The following is a 21034-nucleotide window of genomic DNA, read 5'->3' as shown; positions in this document are numbered from 1 at the left end:
CGCATGCGCGCCGACCGGTTGGTCTCGATGGTGCTGCTGCTGCGCCAGCACGGCCGGCTCTCCGCGACTGCGCTGGCCCGCGAGCTGGAAGTGTCCACGCGCACGGTGCTGCGCGACATCGAGGCGCTGTCCGCGGCCGGTGTTCCGGTCTACGCCGAACGCGGCCGGCACGGCGGATTCGCCCTGCTACCCGGTTTCCAGACCGAGCTCACCGGACTAAATCACGACGAGGCGCTCGCCCTGCTGGTCGCCGGATCACGGCGCGGCGCACAAGCCTTCGGCCTCGCCTCGGCGCTGGCTTCGGCCATGCGCAAGGTGGTCGACGCGCTCCCCGAGAGCTATCTGGCCACCGCCAACGACGCGGCCCAGCGATTACTCATCGAACCGGAAACCGATCTGCTCGCCCGCCGCCTGATTGCCGAGAAGGTGCCCGACACCGTGGTGACCGAGGTTCGGCGCGCGGTGTTCGCCGGACGCAAACTGCGCATCCACTACGCGGCCGTCGACCAGGACCCGACCTGGCGCACGGTGGACCCGATCGGCCTGGTCACCGCGCGCGGCCAGGGCTATCTACTCGCCACCAAGTCCGGCGCTGACCGCACCTACCGCCTGTCGCGGATCCTCGCCGCCGAAGCACTCCCCGAACCCGCCCAACGACCAGACCACGTCGATCTATCCCAGGCTTGGCAGGAGCGCAGCACGCGATTCCGAACCGGCGGCGACCAAGTCACCGTGCTGCTACGCATGAACCCGGCCCGGCGCGAGGAACTGGTCGACACCGCATTGACCATCCGCGCCGAAGAATCCGAAGCCGACGGCTGGCTACGACTGGAAGCAACCTTCCAAGATTCCCGACACGCCGAATGGGCACTATGGCAACTCGCCACCCACGCCGAAGCCCTGTCCCCACAGTGGTTGCGCACCGCCCTGCACAACCGCGCCACCGCAATCGCTACCCGCTACGAACTGTCACCCTGAGCGTCGCCGCCTGCCGCGGCCCGACCACTCTTCGTGCATCGCCGCGCCGTCTTCATCGTCGAGGCAGCAGCTACTCGCCCCGCCAAGGCAAGCCGTTGAACGCGAACACGGCTTTGCGCTGCGCCAACACGCTGACCACCAGCTCCGGCGGCGCCGGAGCGAAGATGTCCACCACCTCGACCTCCTCGCCACGACGATCATCGTCGAGAACCTAGGCGCGCCGCCCATTTTCGAACTGCCGTAACTGGCCCGACGGCCACACATCCGGCCGAGCGCCCTGACAGCACAACAGCAGTCCCTGCTTTTCGAGGTACTCGCGGACAGTGATCAGACAGCTCAGGTAGTCGTCGTCAGCCGACCCGAACACGCCATGACCCACCAATTCCACCCGCGCGACCGACGGCTCACCCAGCCGCAACGCAACCGGCCAGCACACCCCCGCTGCATCAACCGCCGTCAGCTGCACAACTTCCGACATCCAACTCCCATCATCGCCGAGGATGCTACCCACCCCGGTCCGCGACCGAGTACGGCCGCGATCTCGTCCGACGAGAGCGCGAAGACAAGCGCGAAGCTTTTGGCGGCGACTGCAATTCGGCATTGCGTGCAGACAATGTGACCGTTGCGCCCGCACGACGTCGCGACGGCGGGGAATCCGAAATGAATCGCCAGCTGACAGGCTATGTCGTAACTAGTTTGCGGCGCGTGCAAAGTGGCATCGCATGCCGAACAGAGGTGATTTGTCGGCGCGGAACTCTTCCCCTTTCAACATACATCGCGCGGGTGGGCTTGCGGCAAGGCCCCGTTGGTGCCGCATACTCGCAGGCCCGAGCGAAATCCAGCCGCTGCTGCCGACAACCGGCACGCGCGCAGAGGTATCGAGATGGAGGACGAAATTACCGAGGACAAGCTCCTGAACGTCGGTCCGTCCGGAATCGACATCACCTACGAACGCTTCGGCGACACCGAATTGCCGCCGGTGCTGCTGATCATGGGCGGCGGCGCGCAGATGCGACAGTTCGACCTGATGTGCGATGTCAGCGGCGGACATGCCACAGCCGCGGCGATCCCCGGCGCGAAATTGGTGATCTTCGACGGCATGGGCCACCACTTGCCCCGTGAACTGTGGCCGACCTTCGCCGACCACGTCACCGAATTCGTCCACCGCAGAGAAACGATTACCTGAGACGCCGGTCCCGAGCAGCCGCGCGGGGGGAGAAGCGCACACCCTTTTGCTGAGCCGCACACCCTCTATATCGGGTGTGCGGCTCAGCAAAAGGGTGTGAAGCCGTGGGCGCTGAGAACGCATCGGTCGATTTCTCGGTTCGGGGCGCACAGCAATCACCGAGCAGTCGCCCCGCCGTCCGCGATCAGCTCCCGGCTGTCCCTAGCTCGTCGAGCGCGACGTCGCCCCTTCGGTCCCGGCGACCGTCGCGCGCAAGATCTCCGTCCACCAGTCGAGCATGCGCTCACGAGCCGACGCGTCCAGTCCGACGCTCCTGCGGAATTCGTTTCCGAACAGCGGATCCGTCGCGACAGCTTGATGCAACGCGGCGATCGTCAATTGAATCGCCTCACGCGGCGGCGGAATTCGACCGGTCGCCGTGCAGTGCTGCTCGGCCTGACTGTGCAGCCGGTCGACCACCTCGTCGAGCAGACCGCTACCGGCGTCGCGCCAACCGGAGCGGTGCAGCGCGAGCGCGAGTTCGGCGTACCCGTCGGCGTACAGCGCGGCCAGCGCGCGCACCAACTCGGCGGGGTCGATGGGTCCGTCGGTCCATGTGGCGAGCACCGTGTGCAGTTCGGCCTTCAGCTTGGAGCCGCCGAAACGCAGCAGTGCCTCCAATAGTCCGTTGCGCGTACCGAAGTGGTGGTTGACCGCGGCGTCGGAGACCCCGATCTCGGCGGCGACGGCACGCACCTGCACGGCGGCCGGGCCGCCCGCGGCGAGTAGCTTGCCCGCGGCCTCGAGAATCAGTCGTTTGGCGTCATCGGGTTTGCGTCGCACTCGGGTGGCCATCCGCAAATATTACCTTGAGTATCCAAGGTAATATCCGTTACCTTGGATACTCAAGGTAAGGAAAGGTGGCGCCGTGCGAGGACAAACCACGATTCCGTCGATGACCGAGCGAGCGGCGGCCTTGGGTGTCCCGATCCACGATCCGACGCCACCCCGCGACTTCCGTTTCTCCCGTGCGGGCTGTCGATTGCACGGATTCGATTGGGGTGGAAAGGGTTTCCCGACCATCCTGCTGCACGGCGGTGCGTTGACCGCGCACACCTGGGATTTCGTCTGCCTCGGCCTGCGCGGCACCGCCCGGCTGGTCGCGCTGGATCTGCGCGGTCACGGCGACAGCGAGTGGTCCGACGACTACCGGATCGCGACCATGGCGGACGACGTCGTCGCCGCGGCCGACCACCTCGGTTTCGACCGGGTACGGCTTGTCGGCATGTCGCTCGGCGGCGTGGTCGCGGCCCACATCGCCGATACCCGGCCGGAATTGGTGGAACGAGTGGCCCTCGTCGATGTCGCGCCCGGCGCCGACTTCGAAAGTACCCGGCGGGTAAGGGAATTCATTCTTGGGCTCGGCCCGGTACGAGAACTCGACACGGTGGTGGACTCCGCGATGCGGGTCAGCCCGCGCTCCGATCGCGCGGGCGTCACCTACCGCATGAGCACCCTGTTCCGCCGCACCGAGGACGGCGGCTGGGTGCCCAAAGGCGACCTGAGTCCACCCGACTTCCCGGCCATCCTCGCCGCACTCGAACGATTCGCCGCTCAACTGTCCCGGGTTCCGGTGCTGCTGGCGCGCGGCGGTCGCAGCAGAATACTGCCGCAGTCGGCCGCCGAACGTCTGGTCGAGCGCATCCCGGACGGACAACTCGTCGTCGTCCCGGACGCGGGACATAATGTGCAGGAAGACAATCCGGCCGCGCTGATCACCGCGTTGCAGTCCTTTCTGGCTCGATGACCTCGTGCGGCTGTGGAGATAGTGTGGTGAAGCTGTAGCGATGTAGTGGCCTTCGGCTCGGAGAGCTCACCGCGGCCCGTCCGATCGGCATGATGGCGCCATGGATGTACTCGATCGGGTGGGGCCGGGCCTGTTGGATGTGGTCCGGCGAGACTTCGTCTGGCTGGCCTGGAACACAATATTGGCCTGGGTGCCAGTGGTGTTGGCGCTGTTGGTGTTTCGGTGGCGACGCAGTGATCGCAAGGTATCCCGCTCGCCGCTGTGGTGGGCCGGCGCCGTGCTGTTCGTGCTGTTCCTGCCCAACGCGCCCTATGTGGTCACCGACCTCGTGCACCTGCGCGACGACATCCGCTTCCTCGGTGACGGCCCTGTGGTCACCACCGTGCTGCCCGTCTACGCCGCGTTCATCGCCTCCGGCTTCCTCGCCTACTACCTCGCCCTGGCCGAACTCGGCCGCTACCTCGACCACATCGGCCGAACCCGCTGGCGCGCCCCCATGACCCTCGGCCTGCACCTACTCTGCGCGATAGGCGTTTTCCTCGGCCGCTGGACCCGCCTCAACAGCTGGGAACCCGTCGTCCAGCCCCGCGGCACCTTCGAACGCATGGTCCTCGCCCTCACCTGGTCCTGGGCCCCCATCCTCATCGTGGCCACCTTCCTCGTCACCGCCGTCGGACATTTCGTGACCAAAGCCGTGGTCGAGACGGCGGTCGCCGATCTGCGCCGCCTCCGCCGCCCTGCCGTCACCTGACCGGAACATCCGCGCGCACAACGAGGTTCGTCGAGCCACCGCTGTGCCACCCGAACCGGCATCCCCGCGGCACCGTTCGGAGGAAGGCAAACCTACCGCAAGCTGCACGTCCAGGCGCTGAGATCGAGCCCGGCGGCGCGAGTCGATGTCCGCTAATCCGAGATGTCGAGTGCCCTGGCCGGGCAAGCGTCCACCGCGTCGCGCACCGCCGCGTGACCGCCGCGCGGGCTGGGATCGAGCAACCGCACCCGGCCGTCGGCCTCGTCTTGATCGAACACCTCCGGTGCGATGAGCGCGCACATGCCCGATCCGATGCAGCGCTCCCGATCCGCCACAAGCCGTGTCATCGTTATCTCCTTCGTGCTCAACGGTTTACGAGGCCAGTTGCGTCCACGTGACCGGCAATTCGTGCACGCCGTAGATGTTCATGTCGGTCCGCAGTTTCACCTCGTCGGCTGGGATGGCGAGTTCGAGGGTCGGGAAGCGCCGCAGGAGCCCGGCGAATCCGGCACGCATTTCGATGCGAGCGAGCTGCTGGCCGAGGCAGGTGTGCACCCCGTGGCCGAAGGACAGGTGACCGCGCGCCTTGCGATGGATATCCAGGGTGTCGGGGTTGTCGAAGCGCTGCGGATCGTGATTGGCGGCCAGCAGCGAGACGACGACGGTCGAGCCCTTGCGGATCGTTTCACCGCCGAGTTCGATGTCCTCGGTGGCGTAGCGATAGAAGATGTCGGCGATGGACAGGTAGCGCAGGAGTTCCTCGACGGCATCGGGCACCAGCTCCGGATCGGCCCGCAGTTCGGCCAACTGGTCCGGATGCTCGAGCAGCGCGAACGTGCCCAGCGCCAACATGTTCGCGGTGGTTTCGTGGCCCGCGAGCAGCAGCAGGAACGCGATGCCGGTCAGCTCCTCGATGGAGAGTTCGTCGTTGCGGGCCAGGTCGGACAGGATGTCGTCGCCGGGTTCGGCGCGTTTGGCCGTGACCAGCTGGGCGAGGTAGCCCATCATCGCGCCGTACGCGCCCATCTTCTCCTCCAGCGACTGGTCCTTGACCAGGAACTTGGCGGAGTTGACCTGGAAGGTCTCCCGGTCCGCGTAAGGGACGCCGAGCATTTCGCAGATCACCAGCGACGGCACCGGCAGCGCGAACTCCTTGACCAGATCGACCGGCGGGGTCAGTTTCGCCATCTCCGCCAACTGCTGCTCGGCGATCTCGATGATGTGCTCTTCGAGCTGCTTCATCCGCCGGACGGTGAAGGTGCCGGTGAGCATGCGCCGCAGCCGGGTGTGATCCGGCGGGTCCATCGCGATGAACAGCCCCGGAATCTGCGGAGACGGTTCAGTGGCAGCGGGCATGCCGGGGGTCTCGTACGGCACGTGCATGATGCCCAGATCCCGGCGCGAGCTGAATCGGGTATCGGCCATGATCTGGCGGACCGCGTCGTATCCGGTGACGAACCAGCCTTCGTGCCCGTCGGGAAAGATCAGCGGACAGACCGGGCTGGTCGCGCGCATCCGGCTGATCTCGCTGGGCGGATCGAAGGGGCTGGCATCACGCGCCGTGGGGAGACCGTTCGGAATCGAAACCGGTTGAGTCATCAGGTTTTCCTTTCGTGGCTGTTGTGCTGACCACGGTCGCGGAACGACCTGACATACGGCTGTCACGGCGCTGATACGGCCTCCTGGGCGGCGTCAGCGGCTGCATTAGACTGTGAATGTAAATCTAGACTGCTAGTCTAGAACCTCCTGGACCGGCAAGAAGGATTGAGACTGTGACCGACACGCCCATCACCGATGCGTTCCTGTACGACCGGTCCGGCCACCGCTACAACATCGCGGACCCCCGCTGGCGCGGCGACGACGGCACCGCACTGGCGATGAGTGCGCTGCCGGGCATCACGCCCGACCGAATCGTCACCTCGGAACGGTCACTATGGCGCTATCAGGCGGCGATCCCCGTCGACGCGCGCCACCGGGTGAGCCTCGGCGAGGGCTGCACCCCGATGGTGCCGATGGACTGGGCGGGCCGGCGCGTGCACTTCAAGCTCGAATGGTTCAACCCGACGTCGAGTTTCAAGGACCGCGGGGTGGCGGTGATGGTGTCGCACCTGCGCGGCCAAGGCGCGGACTACGTGCTCGAGGACAGCTCCGGCAACGGCGGCTCCTCGGTCGCGGCCTACAGTGCCGCTGCCGGCATCCGAGCCAAGATCATCGTGCCCGAGTCGACCTCGGCCGCGAAAATCCTGCAGGTGCGCGCCTACGGCGCCCAGATCGAACTCGTCGCGGGCACCCGCGAGCAGGTGTCGCAGGAAGCGATCCGCCAGTCCGAACAGATCAGGTACGCCAGCCACAACTGGCACCCATTCTTCTTGCAGGGCACCAAAACCGTGGCCTACGAGATGTGGGAAGACCTCGGGTTCCAAGCCCCCGACAACGTGGTGCTCGTCGCCGGCGCGGGCAGCAACGTCCTGGGGTGCGACATCGCGTTCAGCGAGCTGCTCGGCGCGGGGCAGATCGCGCACCGCCCGCGCCTGTTCGTCGGCCAGCCCGAGCACTGGGCGACCATCGCCGACACGGTCAACGGTCTCGACCCCGCCGACCGCGAACCGCGCGTTCCCACCATCGCCGAGGGCGCCGCTATCGCCGATCCGGTCCGGCTGCCCGAAGCGGTCGAGGCGATCCGCCGTTCCGGTGGCGCGGCCGTCGCCGTCTCCGAGGAGATGATCCGGAAATCGGTGCGCAAGCTGGCCTCTCGCGGCCTCTACGCCGAACCCACCAGCTGCGTCGCCGCCGCGGCGCTGGACCACTTCATCGCCGCGGGCGCCATCGGTGAGAACGAGACCACCGTGGTGGTGCTCACCGGCGCCGGAACCAAGTCGTCGGAGAAGACGGCGGGCATCTTCGACGAAGACCGCACGAGCCATCAAGGACAAGGGGCGCGGGCATGAGCGCCGACGACGAGCACCTCCTGGCCGAGGCTGAAAAGATCGCGGGCGCGATCGGCCGGATGTTTCCCGGACTGTGCGAGGTCGTGCTCCACGATCTACGCAATCCGCAGCACGCTATCCGCGCCATCGAGAACAACCTGTCGGGCCGGCAGGTGGGGGATTCGGCCACCGAGCTCGGGCTGGCGCGCATCGCCGACCCCGACTACCCGAGCGTCATCCAGAACTACCCCAACCAATTCCCCGACGGACGACCGGTCAAAAGCACCTCGATCGGCATCAAGAACAGACAAGGACGATACGTCGCGGCGCTGTGCCTGAACCTGGACGTCTCCTCGTTGTCACCGCTGACCCGCACCCTCGCGAACCTCGTCGCCACCGAGGTAGCACACGGCGGCGAAGTCCTCGAGACACTGCGCGACCGCACCGCCCGCGAGCTGCGCGAGACCATCGAGGCGTTCGCCGCGGCCCGCGCACACACCCCGCGGAGTCTGCCCGCCGACGCCAAACGTGCACTGGCCAAACAACTTCGCCGCGACGGCTACTTCGAATCCAGCGGCTCCGCGCAAACCATCGCCGACCTGCTCGGCGTCTCCCGCGCCAGCGTCTACAACTACTCCAAGTAACGAAGGACCGGACCAATGACCTCCGCCGACATCCAACTACGCAACAGTCCCGACCTGCGACCACCAGCCGGGCACTACTCACATATCGCCATGCACGGCGGGTTCGCCTACATCTCCGGGCAACTACCGGTCGACGAAGACGGAAACAGCTTGGCCGGCCAGCCTTTCGACGTCCAGGCGCGGCAAGTCCTCGACAACCTCGACCGTTGTCTGGCCGCCGCCGGTATCGACAGGACCCGGCTGGTGTCGGTCTCGGTGCACGTCACCGACCTCGCAGCCTGGCCCGCCTTCGACACGATCTATGCCGCATGGCTCGGCCCGCACCGCCCGGCTCGTATCGTGGCGGGCGCCAGTGCATTGCACTACGACTCGGCCATCGAGATCCACGCCATCGCCGCCCTCCCGGAATAGCAGAGCGCGCGACGAAATTCGAATCACGCTGATATCCACCCGCGGTAAGCATCCGGATCGACATTGCCACCGCAGATGACCGTGACGACATGACGCCCGGCGAAACGGCCCGGATCCTCGAGGACGGCGGCGACACCCAGCGCGGCGGAGGGCTCGACCACCAAACCCGTGTGCTCCCAGAGCATTCGAACGCCCGCGATGATCGATGACTCCCGAACCAGCACAGCGTCATCGGCCACCACGAGAAGGTCGTCCACGACCGCCGGGATGGGATATCGACCGGCGACCCCGTCGGCGATGGTGTCATACGACTGGGTGGTGATTACGCGCCGCGCATGCCACGAGCGGGTCATCGCCGGTGCACCGGCCGGCTGCACACAGATCACCTCGACACCCGGTGTCAGCGACTTCAGGACGTAACCGATGCCGGTGGCCATCGCCCCGCCACCCAGCGCAATCAGCACCGCATCGAACGCGTCCTCCGCATCCGCCAACTCGAGTCCGATCGTCGCGGCCCCCTCACAGGTCTCCACATCAAGGCTGTCCTCGACCAGCCGAATCCCGCGCGATCGCGCGATACTCACCGCCTGCTCGCGGGCCATCTCGAAATCGCCGTCCACCACCATCAATTCGGCACCCAGCGCACGGATCCGCTCGAGCTTGGCCGCGGGCGCTCGCCGCGACGCCACCACGGTCACCCGCAGTCCACGACGGCGGCCGGACCACGCGAGCGCCTGGCCGAGGTTGCCCGCGCTGGCACACACCACCGCCGTCCGCTCCTGCTCGGTCAACAGACTGGAGACGAGCTCGGTACCGCGAGCTTTAAAGCTGCGCACCGGGTTCGCTGTCTCCAGCTTGATACTCACCGTGCAGTCGAGCCGACGCCCCAGCGCATCGCATCGGTACATCGGAGTATTCAGAAGAATAGGGTCGATCACGCGGCGGGCCGCACGAATCCGGTCCAGATCAAGCCGCGTCTCGAGCACAGCACGACGATACCCAGCGGCGACCCGCCGTTCGAACAACCGCGTCAACCCTATGGAACATCCACGCCATATGCAGGTTTACCGATGTCGCGGCTCCTGAATTCCTCCTAGGGTCCTCGTTCATGAAATCCATCAGTGACTACGCGTTTCCGGTCCAGTCCGACATCCGAGTGCGGCAAGGCGATCTGGGCCGGGACGGGACCGTGAGCACGGTAGGGATGGCCCGCTGGCTGGAGGACGCTCGGATACGACTGGAACTGCCGCAGTTCGAACGACTCGTCGCGGCCGGTGAATTCGGTCCCTACCAAATCATTCTCGTCGGCCAAAGCGTGGAACGGCTCGCCCCAGCCCGCCGCACGGACACCGATATCGAAGTGCACACCGATATCCGTCGGATCGGGCGGTCATCGTTCACCTACGGACATGCGGTATTCGCCGGCGGCAACAGGGTGGGCAGTGGTAGCGCCACGGTCGTGCTGTTCGGCACCGCGGGACCGTTCGCCCTTCCGGACGAATTGATCGCCGATCTCACCGCTTTGGCCGGCCCGGATTCCAGCGAGACGGTCGTAGCCCGTGCGAATGCCGAACGCCGGCAGCGCAACCACTACGCGTATTTCGCTCCGCTGCGTGCCCGGATCAGCGACGTCGACATCAATCAGCACGTCAATTTCCTCGCCCTCGCCACCTGGTACGACGAGGCGATCGCGGCATTCACGGCCGCGGCACTCGCCCTCGACGGGCTGGTGCCCGACCTGTCACCGTCGTCCTATCGCATCGACTACGTCGGCGAGGTCACCTATCCCGGAGAATACGAAATCGGCGTTCTGGTCGATTCGTTCGATGCCGACACCGTCCATTACCAGCTCGGCATCTTTCTCGGCAGCACCTGTCTGGGCGTGGCCGAGGCGATCGGTCCGCGCGGCGAACTGCGCGCCAAGTCGTTAGGACCTTGCTGAGCGGGCGTACTCGGCGGGCGTCTGGCCGTAGCGTTTCTTGAACGCGCGGATGAAATGGCTGCTGTCGGCGAATTGCCAGTAGGCGGCGAGTTCGGCGACCGTCGGCCGGTGCGACGGGGCGGTGAGGGCGAGCCGCGCCTGTGCCAGCCTGCGGTCGCGGATGTAGCCGGTCACCGACTCGCCGGCCATGGTGAACGCCCGTTGCAGAGTGCGCACGGAGACGTGGAGTTCACGGGCCAGCATCGCCGCAGACAGCTCGGGATCGGCGAGCCGACCATCCGCCAAGACTTTCGCCGCCTGGACGAGCGCGGGCCGCAACCCCGGCTCCGCATCGTCGAACCGACCCGTCGTCACCGCCCTCGCCAGTTCGAGCATGGCGCCGTGCGCGGCGTGCACACCGGTCGGGCCGAGGTCCGCCACGGTGGCGTGCACCATGTTCGTGTGCGCCATCAGCAGGCGCATCTCCGCCGAGTCCGCCGCCTCGGTGACGCTCCGGTTCCGCAGTCGCGGCGCGAGCACCGCGGAAGGCAGCGTGAGAATTCTGACCGTGGTCTCCGGCGTCGCCCCGAAATGCAACGGCGGACCGTGCCGCAACAGGAACTGCCCGGCCGCGACGGTGTATTCGTCGTGATCGGCCGACGCACCCAAAGTCCAAGTGCCGCGGCGAACTACGTAAATCCGCACCTGGTCGTCATAGCCGTACGGGGTGCCTGCCGTGCGGATGACGGACGCACTGTCGAGATCGGTGACAGCCACGTCGCGCAGCTTCGCGACGCGGCTCCTGACCCGGAAATCGCCGGTGGTCATCGGACTGAAAGTCGGCAGCGGAAAGCCGTCGCCGACCTGTGTCTGCCACCCGTGCCGGAAGATGTCGAAACCGCGCGATACGGCACCCGGATCGGTCGAATCCACGGCGAAAACCCCACGCGAGGCGGCGAAGTCAGCTCCAGTACTGTCCATCGCCGGCCGATCCATTCCGCGTTCGTTCTCAGACCCCCGCCGCGCCCATATTTCCCCGCGGCAGGGGCCGAGTCAAACCACCTTCATGGAGACGCTTCCAGCGGAATCACATCGGATAGACCGAATGCTTGCGCGGATTGAACTCCGGCTTGACCGGCGGCTTGTCCCGCAACAAGCGCAGCGCGTGCCGGATCTCCAGCCGGGTGCGCGCCGGCTCGATGACGGCGTCGATGTAACCGCGTTCGGCGGCGATCCACGGGGTGGCGATGGTCTCGTTGTAATGGTTGACCATGAAGTCGCGCGCGGCCGCCCGCTGCTCCGCGGGCACCGCCGCCAATTGCCGCTTACCGATGAGGTCGACCGCGCTCTCGGCGCCGATCACCGCGATCCGTGCCGTCGGCCAGGCGAAACTGATATCGGCGCCCACCTGCCGGGCCGCCATCATCCCGTACGCGCCGCCATAGGACTTACGCACCACCAGGTTGATGATCGGCACTGTGGCCTCGATGATCGCGCGCGGCACCCGGCCACCGCGGATGATCACCCCGTTGGCTTCCTGGTCCAGACCCGGCAGCACGCCCGGCGTATCGACGACGAACACCAGCGGGATGTTGAACGCGTCGCAGAGCCGGATGAAATAGGTCGACTTGTCCGAGCAGGCCGCGTCGATGGAGCCACCGAGCACCAACGGTTGATTGGCGATCACACCGACCGGAAAACCGTCGACCCTGGCGAATCCGGTGATCAGATTCGGCGCGAATTCCGCACGCACCTCGTGGAATTCACCGTCGTCGAAGATCCGCAGCAGGATCTCGTGCATGTCGTACCCGGTGCGATCGGAATCCGGGATGATCTTGTCGAGTTCCCGATCGGTCACGGTGATCTCCGGCTCCAGACCCGGATTCACGATCGGCGGCTGCTCGAGGCAGCTCGTCGGGAAATAGCTCAGGTACTGGCGGGCCCAGTCATAGGCTTCTTGCTCGGTGGCCGCCACGTGATGCAGGGTGCCGCGCTTGGCCTGCACCTCCGCGCCACCGAGGTCCTCGGCCGAGATGTCCTCACCGTTGACGGCTTTGATCACCTCGGGCCCGGTCACGAACATGTAGGAATCCTTGGTGCCGATCAGCACGTCGGTATTGATCGGCCCGTACACCGAACCCGCGGCGCACTTGCCGAGAATGATCGACACCTGCGGCACATAGCCGGACAGCTTCTCCAACACCCGGGAAATATCACCGAACGACGCGATCGAGCCCACCGCGTCCTGGATCCGCGCACCGCCGGAGTCGTTGATCGTCACCACCGGGCAGGCGTTGTCGAACGCGAACTGCAACGCGCGCATGAACTTTCGGGCGGAGGTGATACCGACCGAGCCGCCGTAGACGGTCTGGTCGTGCGCGATCACCACTACCGGGCGGCCGCCGATCAACCCACGACCGGTGACCAGTCCATCGCCGTAGAGCGCGTCCGGTTGGTCGGGCTGGCGCGCCAACGCACTGGTCTCGAGGAACGTCCCGGGGTCGAGCAGCATCTGTATCCGCTGCCGGACGCTCGGAATACCCTTCTTCTCCCGCTTGGCAATACCGCCCTCACCTGCGGGTTCCGCAGCGATCGCCAGGATCTTGACCAGTTCATCTAGCTTCGCCTGGGTATCAACCACGCTCGCCGCCACCTTCCCTACCAACTGTTGTGCCTTGGCGACGTTAAGCGGTGTGGACACAAGAACGCGATAACAGTCCCCATATGCGGGACAGGTCACAGTTCGGGCCGGATTGGTATGGCATTCCCAACAGCTCGAAAGCGGGCCCGGAGCGGGTCGACTGTACCGCGTGCGGTAAGGGGGTGACGGGCCGTTGGTGAGTGCCGCGGGGTCAGTTCCGCTTCAGGCTGCCGACACTCAGCGATCCGTTCGAAGGCGCTGGTTTGTTCTCGGTGGCCGGTGGCTGATCCTCGGTCGACGGCTCGCCCTCGGTCGGCAGTTTGTTCTCGACCTCGCGGATATAGCCCGCGGGATCCTCGTCGACCGCCTCGACACCGGCGTAATTGCGCGCCTCGTAGGCGGCGAACGCTACGGCCAGCCGGTGACGGCGCGACAACCCGGCCAGCCTGCGGAAATCGGTGAGACCCTCGCGTTCTTCCTCGGCCATGTGATCGCTGTTGGCCAGATTCGCGGCCGCGACCGCCGCGTACCAGTCGTCGGTGCCCACCTGATGCTGTGCCACCTCCGCGACCGCGTCCCTGATCTCGTTGTGGTCGTGGATCGCGTCGAGCGTCTCGTCCTCCACCCGGTCCGCGCGCCGAGCCGCGATACCCACCTGCAGCAGCTCGGGGTAGAAGATCTCTTCCTCGGCCTTCGCGTGCAGCTCGAGGAAGGCCGCGAGCCGATCCCAAATGGCGGAGAGCACGTCGGTTTCGGCGCGGTCGATCTGCTCCAGGATCGCGAACAGCCGCCGCTGCTCACGGTGGTCGTCGAGAATCAACTCGGTAATGTCCACAATTCCTCCCTGACAACGCGTTTCAGGTCAGCACTGGACGCCAGGCAAACTAGCTCTCAGGGCAGCTGGCAGGTCCCTGTGATCGACAATAACGCACCCGGACGGCCATCCTCTGGAACGCCCGACAGTGGGGGCAGGTCGAGACCGGATCTGTCTGCACCTGGCCCGCGCCGTCGAGGCGCTGGACGGGGGAGTCGGTGCCGCGCTCGACGCACGAGCGACCCGTCGGTCACAGGTGAGGTCGCTCGAGGGCGGCTGCTCGTGCGCCCAGATGGCTCTTAGCCGCTGGGTCACCCCGGCCGGGACGTCGGTCGCGGCGATCTCGGCCAGGTTGGTGAGATGCTCCGAGCTGGTCAGTGGGAACTGGGCCCGTCCGTCCCGCCGCACCGCGTGGCATCGATACGCGATGTCGCGGCGGCCGCCTATGCTGGCATCCGAAACGCGGATCAGGAGAACGATTTTGGCGAAGCTACACCGCCCGGGGCGCCCCGACGACCTGCCGGACGCGCGGCTGCTGTGGACGCGGTGGGCGGCTGTCGCGGTCGCGACCTACGACCGGGACCAGGAGCGCGAGCCCGCGCAGCATCGTTACGGATACTGGATCGACGACGACGGCCTGCACTGGGACGACAGCGGCTGCACCTGGTGGGTGTTGAAGTGGTACGGCGACGGCCGCGCGGTCCTCGTCGGCGAAGACGAATCGAGCAACGTCAAAACGCACGAACCCGCGATCGACCTGCTGGCCGGTGCCCCGGAATGGTTGCCGTGCCAATACCTGCAAGGCCTGATCGATGACTACATGGTCGGCTGCGTCTACTGGTTCGACGACGGTGCCTGGCACCGGGCGCCCTACCCGGACGACCTGGCCGATGACGGACTGGACTGCGGCGTCTCGTCGTTGACGACCCGGGAGGGTGCGGTCGGCGAGATCGCTGAGCGGTTGGAGTTCGACGCCACCGACGCCGGCATGCCCGAGCTGTGCGACCAGCTACTCGACGCCGCCGAGCGCGGCACCGTCACGGAGAACGTGCTCCGCTCCTTCGCCGACTCGATGACCCGGTTGACCGAGCAGCACTACCCCGGCGAGGATTCCCGGCCACGCACCGACGACGACATCGTCGCCATGTTCGCGCTGGCCCGTCGCGCTGGTCTGGATACTGCCGCCTGGACTGGCACCCTCGGCGTTCGAAGCTGAGCGGGCGTAGATTCCACCCGTGCTATCTGCGCCTGCGAGCTCGGACGTTGAAGCCGCGCACCAGTACCGCGAGCAGCGGGATAACTCGTGGTCAAAGGTTCGCTAGAACACCTGGAGTCCGGCCGACGGTAAGGAACGCCAACTAACGAGACGCTGGGCTATGTGTTCGAGACTCTCGCTCATGGAGTGTCTCGGCGGGGCGAGTTCTACTTTCTATGTCCACATAGGAGGACCGCCATGTCCCATCACGATCCACGCGCAGTGGCCACCGTTCCGAACAACAGACCCTCGTATCTGACTTTCGGTTTCGCCTGGCTGCTCGGTTACAGCGCATTCGCGCTGACCTACGGCGACGAGCCCAGTCTGCCGATACCTTCCGCCGTAGCGCCAGTTCTTCTACTAGGCGGACTGCTGACCGGCTTGGTCGTGACCGGGGTGTTCGCGGTCCGAGCGCAGCGCGGTGCCCACGGTCGCGAGGCTGTTGTCGGCATCTTGCTGGCCGCGTCCTGGCTGATCGGCTTCGCTGCGCTGTATCTGATCATCACAGCCCTGGAGACGGCGCTGCAGGACGTGCAGGTGCAGACGCTGTTGTGGCCGACCGGTTCCGGCCTCGTCGTCGGAATGATCTATCTCGCAGGCGGATCCGTATATCGTGATCTGGTCCAGTACGCCCTCGGTGCCTGGCTCGCGGTGACGTCGTCGGCCGCGCTATTGCTCGACGGAGCAAACCTGTACTGGGTCTTGGCTATCGCCGGAGGCGGCGGTTACCTCGTTGCTGCGCTGTGCCGATCCCGGCATGACGGGTCGTCAAGGCTTAAAGAAGCACGGCTGAACGGGCTGGCATGATCGCGGTGTGAACTTGCGATTCGGTATTCAGTGGGCGCCGACCGTGACCGAGCTGCCGCAGTTGCGTGCGATGGCGAAGGTCGCGGACCGGGAAGGCCTGGATCTGCTCGGCATCCAGGACCATCCGTACTCGGGCGGACTGGCCGACACGTTCGCGGTGATCGCCACCATCCTGGCGGAAACCGAACGGCTGCGGGTGTTTCCGGATGTGGCGAGCCTGCCGTTGCGCGGACCCGCGATGCTCGGGAAGCAAGCCGCGACTCTGGATCTGCTCAGCGGCGGCCGCTTCGAACTCGCCTTGGGCGCGGGCGCGTTCTGGCCCGCGATCGGCGCCATGGGCGGACCGGTGCGGTCGAATCCCGAAGCGCTGCAAGCACTCGAGGAAGCCACCGCGATCATCCGCGCCATGTGGCTGCCGGGGACGAAAGCGAAAGTCCATGGCACGCACTACACCGTGCACGGCGTGCAGTCCGGGCCCGCGCCCGCACATCCGGTCGGCATCTGGTTCGGCAGCGTCGGCCCGAAGGCCAACGCCCTCACCGGACGGATCGCCGACGGATGGGCCGCACCCATCCCGCACTACCTGCCGTACGAGAAATGGCAAGCGACACAAGACATCATCTCCGCCGCCGCGACCGAGGCCGGACGTAACCCGGCCGACATCACCCGCATGGCCCAACTCGTCGGCACGATCACCGAAACCCCCGGCCAGGTCACCCTGCGCGGCGAAGCCCCGATCCGCACCGACGCCGCAGGCTGGGCCCGCATCCTCGCCGATCTCGCCAACGAAATCGGCTTCGACACCTTCGTCTACTGGCCCGAATCCGCCGACGACACCCAACTCCGCCGCTGGATCGGCGACGTCATCCCCGCCACCCGAGCCCTGTGCGCCTGAACTCCCAGCCGCTGACGTGGTCACGCGGGGTACGACCATCGGCTGCGACTGCGCTCCCTCGGGGTGGCTGAGGCACACATAATCGTCGTGCCATGGCCGGCACAGCTGGATACGTTCGCGCGTTTCGCCGGGCGGCGAGCATGTCCTCGGCCTAGAACCGCTCGATATGGCACGGTCAGCAGGCATGACGGGGTGTGCGCCCACGCGGGTAATGTCGGAGTCCGTGGAGTCGGCAGTAGTTTTGGTAACTGGTTCGTCCGGTGTGGTGGGAGCTGCCGTCGCGCAGGAAATGCACGCGGCAGGTTGGCAAGTGCGCGGCTGGGATGTTCGTCCCGGCCAGTGGACCACCCATCTGGGCGATCTGCGCGACACGCAACTTCGAGCACGCGCCGTTCACGGGGCGGAGGTTGTCGTGCATACGGCTGCGCTGCACGCTCCGCATGTCGGCCGGGTCGGCGACGACGAGTTCCGTGCCGTCAACGTGGAGGCCACCGCCGCTCTGCTCGAGTGTGCGTCCGAATGTGGTGTCCGGCGAATGGTTTACACCAGCAGCACCTCGGTCTACGGGCACGCACTGGTGCCCACCGATCGTGCGGTCTGGGTCGATGAAACGCTGGAACCGCGGCCGCGCGACATCTATGACGAAACCAAGCTCGGCGCGGAAGCTCTTCTCGCCGAAGGTGATCGGACGCTCAGCACGGTCGTGCTGCGCATCGCCCGCTGCTTCCCGGAGGAGCCCGCCATCCAGGCTGCCCACCGGCTCTACCGTGGGGTCGACGTCCGCGATGTTGCCCGCGCCCACCGATTGGCCGCCGAACACCCCGAGGTAACCGGCGCATTCAACATCGCCGGGCCAATGGTGTTCCGCCCCAACGACACACCGCAGTTGTGGGACGATCCGAGGCCACTGCTCGAACAACGAGTGCCCGACATTGTCACCTTGTTTCGGCAACAAGGTTGGCCACTGCCGACCACCATCGACCGCGTCTACGACTCCGGCAAGGCCCGCCGGCAGCTCGGTTATCAGCCGACCTACGACGCCGCGGCGCTCGTCGGCTAGCGAGCTCCACGGCTCGCGATCGCCTGGCCGAACGAGTCCACGTCGGCCCAGCGCGGTGAGATGCCGCAGTTGCACGTCGGACGTGAATCCAGGATGGCGAGTTACGTAGCTGCTCGCGATCGACTCGATCGAAAACTGGCGCTGTCGGGGAGGGACCGCGCGGTCTAGCGTTGCCTCCATGACCGATTCCCTGTCGCACGGCGAGCAACTCGTCGAGCTCAACGAGGTCGAGCTGTGCTTAGAGACCTTCGGAAACCCCGCCGACCCGGCGATCCTGCTCATCGATGGAGCGGCCGCCTCGATGCTGTGGTGGGAAACCGAACTGTGCGAACAGATCTCGCGCGGCGGCCGGTTCGTGATCCGCTACGACAACCGGGACACCGGCAGATCCACCAGCTACCCGCCGGGACGGCCGGGCTACGCGTACACCGACCTGGCCGCGGACGCACTCGGCCTCCTCGACGCCCTGCACCTCGAGCGCGCACACATCGTCTGCCGATCGATGTCCGGCGGCATCGGACTCATCCTTGGTGTAGACCACCCCGACCGGGTCGAGTCACTGACGTTTGTCTCCACTTCCACAGGCGCGGAAGGGCTGCCGCCGTCGGAGGAGCTCAGCACCCTCGCCGACCCGGGCCCCACTGATTCCCGCGCGGTGGTGGATTATGTGGTCGCATCGGTGAAGTCGTACTCGGGCGGCTCGCCCTACTTCGATGAAACCGCCACCCGCGCCCTGGTCGAGCGGGATGTGGCCCGCGCGCGCAACATCGGATCCACCCTCGTCAACCACTACGCGATGAGCTTCGACGGGGCATCCCGCGATTTCGCCGCCATCAAGGCGCCGACTCTGGTGGTGCACGGCGACCACGACCCGGCTTTCCCACTCCCACACGGATATTCGCTACGCGACACGATTCCCGGCGCGACGCTGCTGATCCTGGAAGGCGCCGGACACGACCTACCGAAACCGCTGTGGGACGTGTTCGTCCCGGCCCTGCTCCAGCACACCGAAGGCGGTATCGCATGACCACGTTGCAGTCGGCCCTTTGGCTGCCGATCTTCGATGATCTCGCCGACCCGGTCGCCGTCGCACGACTGGCCGCCGAGGCGGAGGAGGCAGGCTGGCACGGCATGTTCGTCTGGGACCACGTGCGCTGGCGGGAGCCGGTCCGGCAGGTGGCCGACCCGTGGATCACGCTGGCCGCGATCGCCACCGCCTCCGAAAACCTCCGGTTCGGCCCCATGGTCACACCCCTTGCCCGCCGCCGACCCACCAAGGTCGCCAGGGAAACCGCGACACTCGACCGCCTCAGCGGCGGCCGCCTCACCCTCGGCGTCGGCCTGGGCAGCAATCGCTTCGCCGAAGAACTATCGGCCACCGGCGAGGAACTCGACGACCGGCGGCGCGGCCGAATGCTCGACGAATCACTACAGATCCTCACCGCCGCCTGGTCCGGTGAGCCGGTGCACCATCACAGCGAGCACTACACCGTCGACGGAATCTCCTTCCTGCCCACCCCGATCCAACGCCCCGGCGTGCCGGTATGGGCCGCAGGATTCCCCGGCAACCTCCGACCGCTGCGCCGCGCCGCGCGCCACGACGGCTTCTTCCCCGTCAACCTCGAACACCCCGACCAACTCGCCGAGATCGCCACCACCCTCACCGCCCTCCGGCAGCACAGCACCACCCCGTTCGATATCGCCGTCCCCCTGCCGGCCAACGCCGACCCAGCCCCCTACGCCAAGGCGGGCGCCACCTGGTGGCTGGCAGAGTTCGAGCCGGACACCGTGACGCTGGACCAGGTGCGAGGTGTCCTCCGCGACGGACCGATCGAAAGGTGACGATGCGATTCGGCAGCTCGCGTGTGCGGCGATACCGGGCAGCCACTATCGAATGAGCTGAGCGGCCGTCCATTGGCTGAGCTTGTCGGGATTGCGGACCGCCCAGACGCGTCGGATCCGATTGTCCGAGATATCGAACGCCACCACCGCCGTGACGGTGCCGTTCATCTGCGTCACCAGACCGGGCTGGCCGTTGACCGTGCACTCCAGGATCGTCACACCGCGTACCCGGCCTGAGACGTCGACGAGGTAGCGGGCGATCTGCTCGCCACCCTCGATCGGCCGCGGCGCGGCGTTGACCTGACCGCCGCCGTCCGCGATCGCCGTGGCAGCGGGATCGAGGAACCCGATGAGGGCGTTGATGTCCCGGGCTTCCCACGCCTGCTTGAACCCGCGGACGACGCGCGCCTGCTCGGCGGTAGGCGCCGCGGCGGGCTGCGCGGCATCGATGCGCCTGCGCGCTGAGGTCGCGAGCTGACGGCACGACGCCGGACTGCGACCGACGATCTCGGCCACTTCCGCGAACGGGTAGCGGAAGACGTCGTGCAGGATGAACGCCACACACTCGGCCGGGGTCATCGACTCGAGCACGACAAGGAAAGCCATGTTGATCGACTCGTCGAGAGTGACCCGGTCGGCAGGGTCGGTGCCGGGGCCCGCGCTCCACTCACCTCGATCGGGCAGCGGTTCGGGAACCCACTCACCGACATAGCGTTCCCGCCTCACACGCGCCGAACCGAGCAGATCCAAGCAGATGCGTCCCGCCACCTTCGTCAACCACGCACCCGGGGTGGCGATGTCCTGCTGCTGGCTTCGGGACATGGAATACCAGCGCGCATACGTCTCCTGTACGACGTCCTCGGCATCGGCAAGCGAACCGAGGAGCCGATACGCGAGATTGATCAGCTGCCGACGCTCGCTCATGATCGCGTCCAGGCTCGGATCGAGCCGGCCATCCGGCCCCGCTTCGGTGGTCATCGTGCCGCCGATCTTCCGCTGTTGCTTCCGCTCACACCATTACGACGAAACAGCCGTCCGGAATGTGATGTTGCCAGGGCGACCGCGCGAGAGCGGTCGTGGGCGGCGCGGACTTTCGCCACCACCCACGACCAGCTC

The 21034-nt window shown here is 66.6% G+C and carries 23 protein-coding genes; 14 read left to right on the top strand and 9 right to left on the bottom strand.

Annotation, left to right across the window (positions count from 1 at the left end; translation table 11 throughout):
* The first annotated feature begins 3 nt into the window (after positions 1 to 3).
* Positions 4 to 978, top strand: a complete 975-nt coding sequence (locus IBX18_RS10180) for a YafY family protein (RefSeq protein WP_194833446.1) — start codon at positions 4 to 6, stop codon at positions 976 to 978.
* Positions 979 to 1189: 211 nt separating this feature from the next.
* Here IBX18_RS10180 and IBX18_RS10175 read toward each other — a convergent pair whose 3' ends face one another.
* A complete protein-coding gene (locus IBX18_RS10175; protein WP_194833445.1) occupies positions 1190 to 1456 on the bottom strand; it encodes a hypothetical protein in 267 nt (88 codons plus the stop codon).
* A gap of 405 nt (positions 1457 to 1861) precedes the next feature.
* Here IBX18_RS10175 and IBX18_RS43395 point away from each other — a divergent pair, with 405 nt between their 5' ends.
* The gene (locus tag IBX18_RS43395; protein ID WP_373889176.1) at positions 1862 to 2164 is read left to right on the top strand and encodes an alpha/beta fold hydrolase; all 303 of its coding nucleotides are present in this window, start codon (positions 1862 to 1864) and stop codon (positions 2162 to 2164) included.
* 201 nt (positions 2165 to 2365) lie between these two features.
* Here IBX18_RS43395 and IBX18_RS10165 read toward each other — a convergent pair whose 3' ends face one another.
* Positions 2366 to 2998 (bottom strand): TetR/AcrR family transcriptional regulator, encoded by a 633-nt coding sequence (locus IBX18_RS10165; RefSeq protein WP_194833444.1) that lies wholly within the window; start codon positions 2996 to 2998, stop codon positions 2366 to 2368.
* A gap of 100 nt (positions 2999 to 3098) precedes the next feature.
* Here IBX18_RS10165 and IBX18_RS10160 point away from each other — a divergent pair, with 100 nt between their 5' ends.
* Together IBX18_RS10160 and IBX18_RS10155 are read left to right on the top strand one after the other, a co-directional pair.
* On the top strand, positions 3099 to 3950 hold the full coding sequence (locus IBX18_RS10160; RefSeq protein WP_194833443.1) for an alpha/beta fold hydrolase: 852 nt from the start codon (positions 3099 to 3101) through the stop codon (positions 3948 to 3950).
* Positions 3951 to 4050: 100 nt separating this feature from the next.
* A complete protein-coding gene (locus IBX18_RS10155; protein WP_194833442.1) occupies positions 4051 to 4701 on the top strand; it encodes a DUF1361 domain-containing protein in 651 nt (216 codons plus the stop codon).
* Between the two features lie 152 nt (positions 4702 to 4853).
* On the opposite strand, the gene IBX18_RS10150 is transcribed toward IBX18_RS10155, so the two are convergent.
* Complete coding sequence (locus IBX18_RS10150; protein WP_194833441.1) at positions 4854 to 5048, bottom strand: ferredoxin; 195 nt, start codon at positions 5046 to 5048, stop codon at positions 4854 to 4856.
* Between the two features lie 25 nt (positions 5049 to 5073).
* Positions 5074 to 6300, bottom strand: coding sequence for a cytochrome P450 (locus IBX18_RS10145; protein WP_194833440.1), 1227 nt, complete (start codon positions 6298 to 6300; stop codon positions 5074 to 5076).
* Positions 6301 to 6473: 173 nt separating this feature from the next.
* Between IBX18_RS10145 and IBX18_RS10140 the strand changes: the two genes are divergently transcribed.
* The 3 genes from IBX18_RS10140 to IBX18_RS10130 are packed head-to-tail and all read left to right on the top strand — an operon-like array spanning position 6474 to position 8683.
* Positions 6474 to 7649, top strand: a complete 1176-nt coding sequence (locus tag IBX18_RS10140; RefSeq protein WP_306796214.1) for a pyridoxal-phosphate dependent enzyme — start codon at positions 6474 to 6476, stop codon at positions 7647 to 7649.
* Positions 7646 to 8272, top strand: coding sequence for a transcriptional regulator (locus IBX18_RS10135; RefSeq protein ID WP_194833439.1), 627 nt, complete (start codon positions 7646 to 7648; stop codon positions 8270 to 8272). The genes IBX18_RS10140 and IBX18_RS10135 overlap by 4 nt, the downstream gene beginning before the upstream one ends.
* A 15-nt stretch (positions 8273 to 8287) precedes the next feature.
* Positions 8288 to 8683: a RidA family protein gene (locus tag IBX18_RS10130; protein WP_194833438.1), complete on the top strand. Its 396-nt coding sequence runs from the start codon at positions 8288 to 8290 to the stop codon at positions 8681 to 8683.
* Between the two features lie 23 nt (positions 8684 to 8706).
* Here IBX18_RS10130 and IBX18_RS10125 read toward each other — a convergent pair whose 3' ends face one another.
* Positions 8707 to 9621 (bottom strand): threonine/serine dehydratase, encoded by a 915-nt coding sequence (locus tag IBX18_RS10125; protein WP_306796233.1) that lies wholly within the window; start codon positions 9619 to 9621, stop codon positions 8707 to 8709.
* 170 nt (positions 9622 to 9791) lie between these two features.
* Here IBX18_RS10125 and IBX18_RS10120 point away from each other — a divergent pair, with 170 nt between their 5' ends.
* The gene (locus IBX18_RS10120) at positions 9792 to 10625 is read left to right on the top strand and encodes a hypothetical protein (protein WP_194833436.1); all 834 of its coding nucleotides are present in this window, start codon (positions 9792 to 9794) and stop codon (positions 10623 to 10625) included.
* Here the strand turns inward: IBX18_RS10120 and IBX18_RS10115 are convergent.
* From IBX18_RS10115 to IBX18_RS10105, 3 genes are all read right to left on the bottom strand, one after another.
* Entirely contained in the window at positions 10611 to 11585 is a 975-nt protein-coding gene (locus tag IBX18_RS10115; RefSeq protein WP_194833435.1) for a helix-turn-helix domain-containing protein, read from the bottom strand. The two genes, IBX18_RS10120 and IBX18_RS10115, sit on opposite strands and share 15 nt — an antisense overlap.
* 106 nt (positions 11586 to 11691) lie before the next feature.
* A complete protein-coding gene (locus IBX18_RS10110; protein ID WP_194833743.1) occupies positions 11692 to 13245 on the bottom strand; it encodes an acyl-CoA carboxylase subunit beta in 1554 nt (517 codons plus the stop codon).
* Positions 13246 to 13456: 211 nt separating this feature from the next.
* Entirely contained in the window at positions 13457 to 14080 is a 624-nt protein-coding gene (locus IBX18_RS10105) for a hemerythrin domain-containing protein (RefSeq protein WP_194833434.1), read from the bottom strand.
* Positions 14081 to 14540: 460 nt separating this feature from the next.
* On the opposite strand from IBX18_RS10105, the gene IBX18_RS10100 reads away from it, so the two are divergent.
* From IBX18_RS10100 to IBX18_RS10075, 6 genes are all read left to right on the top strand, one after another.
* Positions 14541 to 15275: a hypothetical protein gene (locus IBX18_RS10100; RefSeq protein WP_194833433.1), complete on the top strand. Its 735-nt coding sequence runs from the start codon at positions 14541 to 14543 to the stop codon at positions 15273 to 15275.
* A gap of 237 nt (positions 15276 to 15512) precedes the next feature.
* Complete coding sequence (locus IBX18_RS10095) at positions 15513 to 16121, top strand: ABC transporter permease (protein ID WP_194833432.1); 609 nt, start codon at positions 15513 to 15515, stop codon at positions 16119 to 16121.
* 7 nt (positions 16122 to 16128) lie between these two features.
* Positions 16129 to 17016 carry an LLM class flavin-dependent oxidoreductase gene (locus tag IBX18_RS10090; protein WP_306796213.1) on the top strand — a complete coding sequence of 296 codons (888 nt, stop codon included), beginning with the start codon at positions 16129 to 16131 and terminating at the stop codon, positions 17014 to 17016.
* Between the two features lie 223 nt (positions 17017 to 17239).
* A complete protein-coding gene (locus IBX18_RS10085) occupies positions 17240 to 18076 on the top strand; it encodes an NAD(P)-dependent oxidoreductase (RefSeq protein WP_306796212.1) in 837 nt (278 codons plus the stop codon).
* Positions 18077 to 18254: 178 nt separating this feature from the next.
* Positions 18255 to 19103, top strand: a complete 849-nt coding sequence (locus IBX18_RS10080) for an alpha/beta fold hydrolase (RefSeq protein WP_194833430.1) — start codon at positions 18255 to 18257, stop codon at positions 19101 to 19103.
* Positions 19100 to 19918 (top strand): LLM class flavin-dependent oxidoreductase, encoded by an 819-nt coding sequence (locus IBX18_RS10075; RefSeq protein WP_194833429.1) that lies wholly within the window; start codon positions 19100 to 19102, stop codon positions 19916 to 19918. Before IBX18_RS10080 ends, IBX18_RS10075 begins: the two co-directional genes overlap by 4 nt.
* A gap of 45 nt (positions 19919 to 19963) precedes the next feature.
* On the opposite strand, the gene sigJ is transcribed toward IBX18_RS10075, so the two are convergent.
* Positions 19964 to 20896 carry an RNA polymerase sigma factor SigJ gene (gene sigJ / locus IBX18_RS10070; protein ID WP_194833428.1) on the bottom strand — a complete coding sequence of 311 codons (933 nt, stop codon included), beginning with the start codon at positions 20894 to 20896 and terminating at the stop codon, positions 19964 to 19966.
* Positions 20897 to 21034 lie beyond the last annotated feature (138 nt).

Origin of the sequence: Nocardia sp. XZ_19_369 (assembly GCF_015355715.1) — a bacterium.
In the GTDB taxonomy this organism is placed as follows: domain Bacteria; phylum Actinomycetota; class Actinomycetes; order Mycobacteriales; family Mycobacteriaceae; genus Nocardia.
Note: the sequence above shows the minus strand (reverse complement) of the source record. Positions and strands in the feature narration are given on the sequence as shown.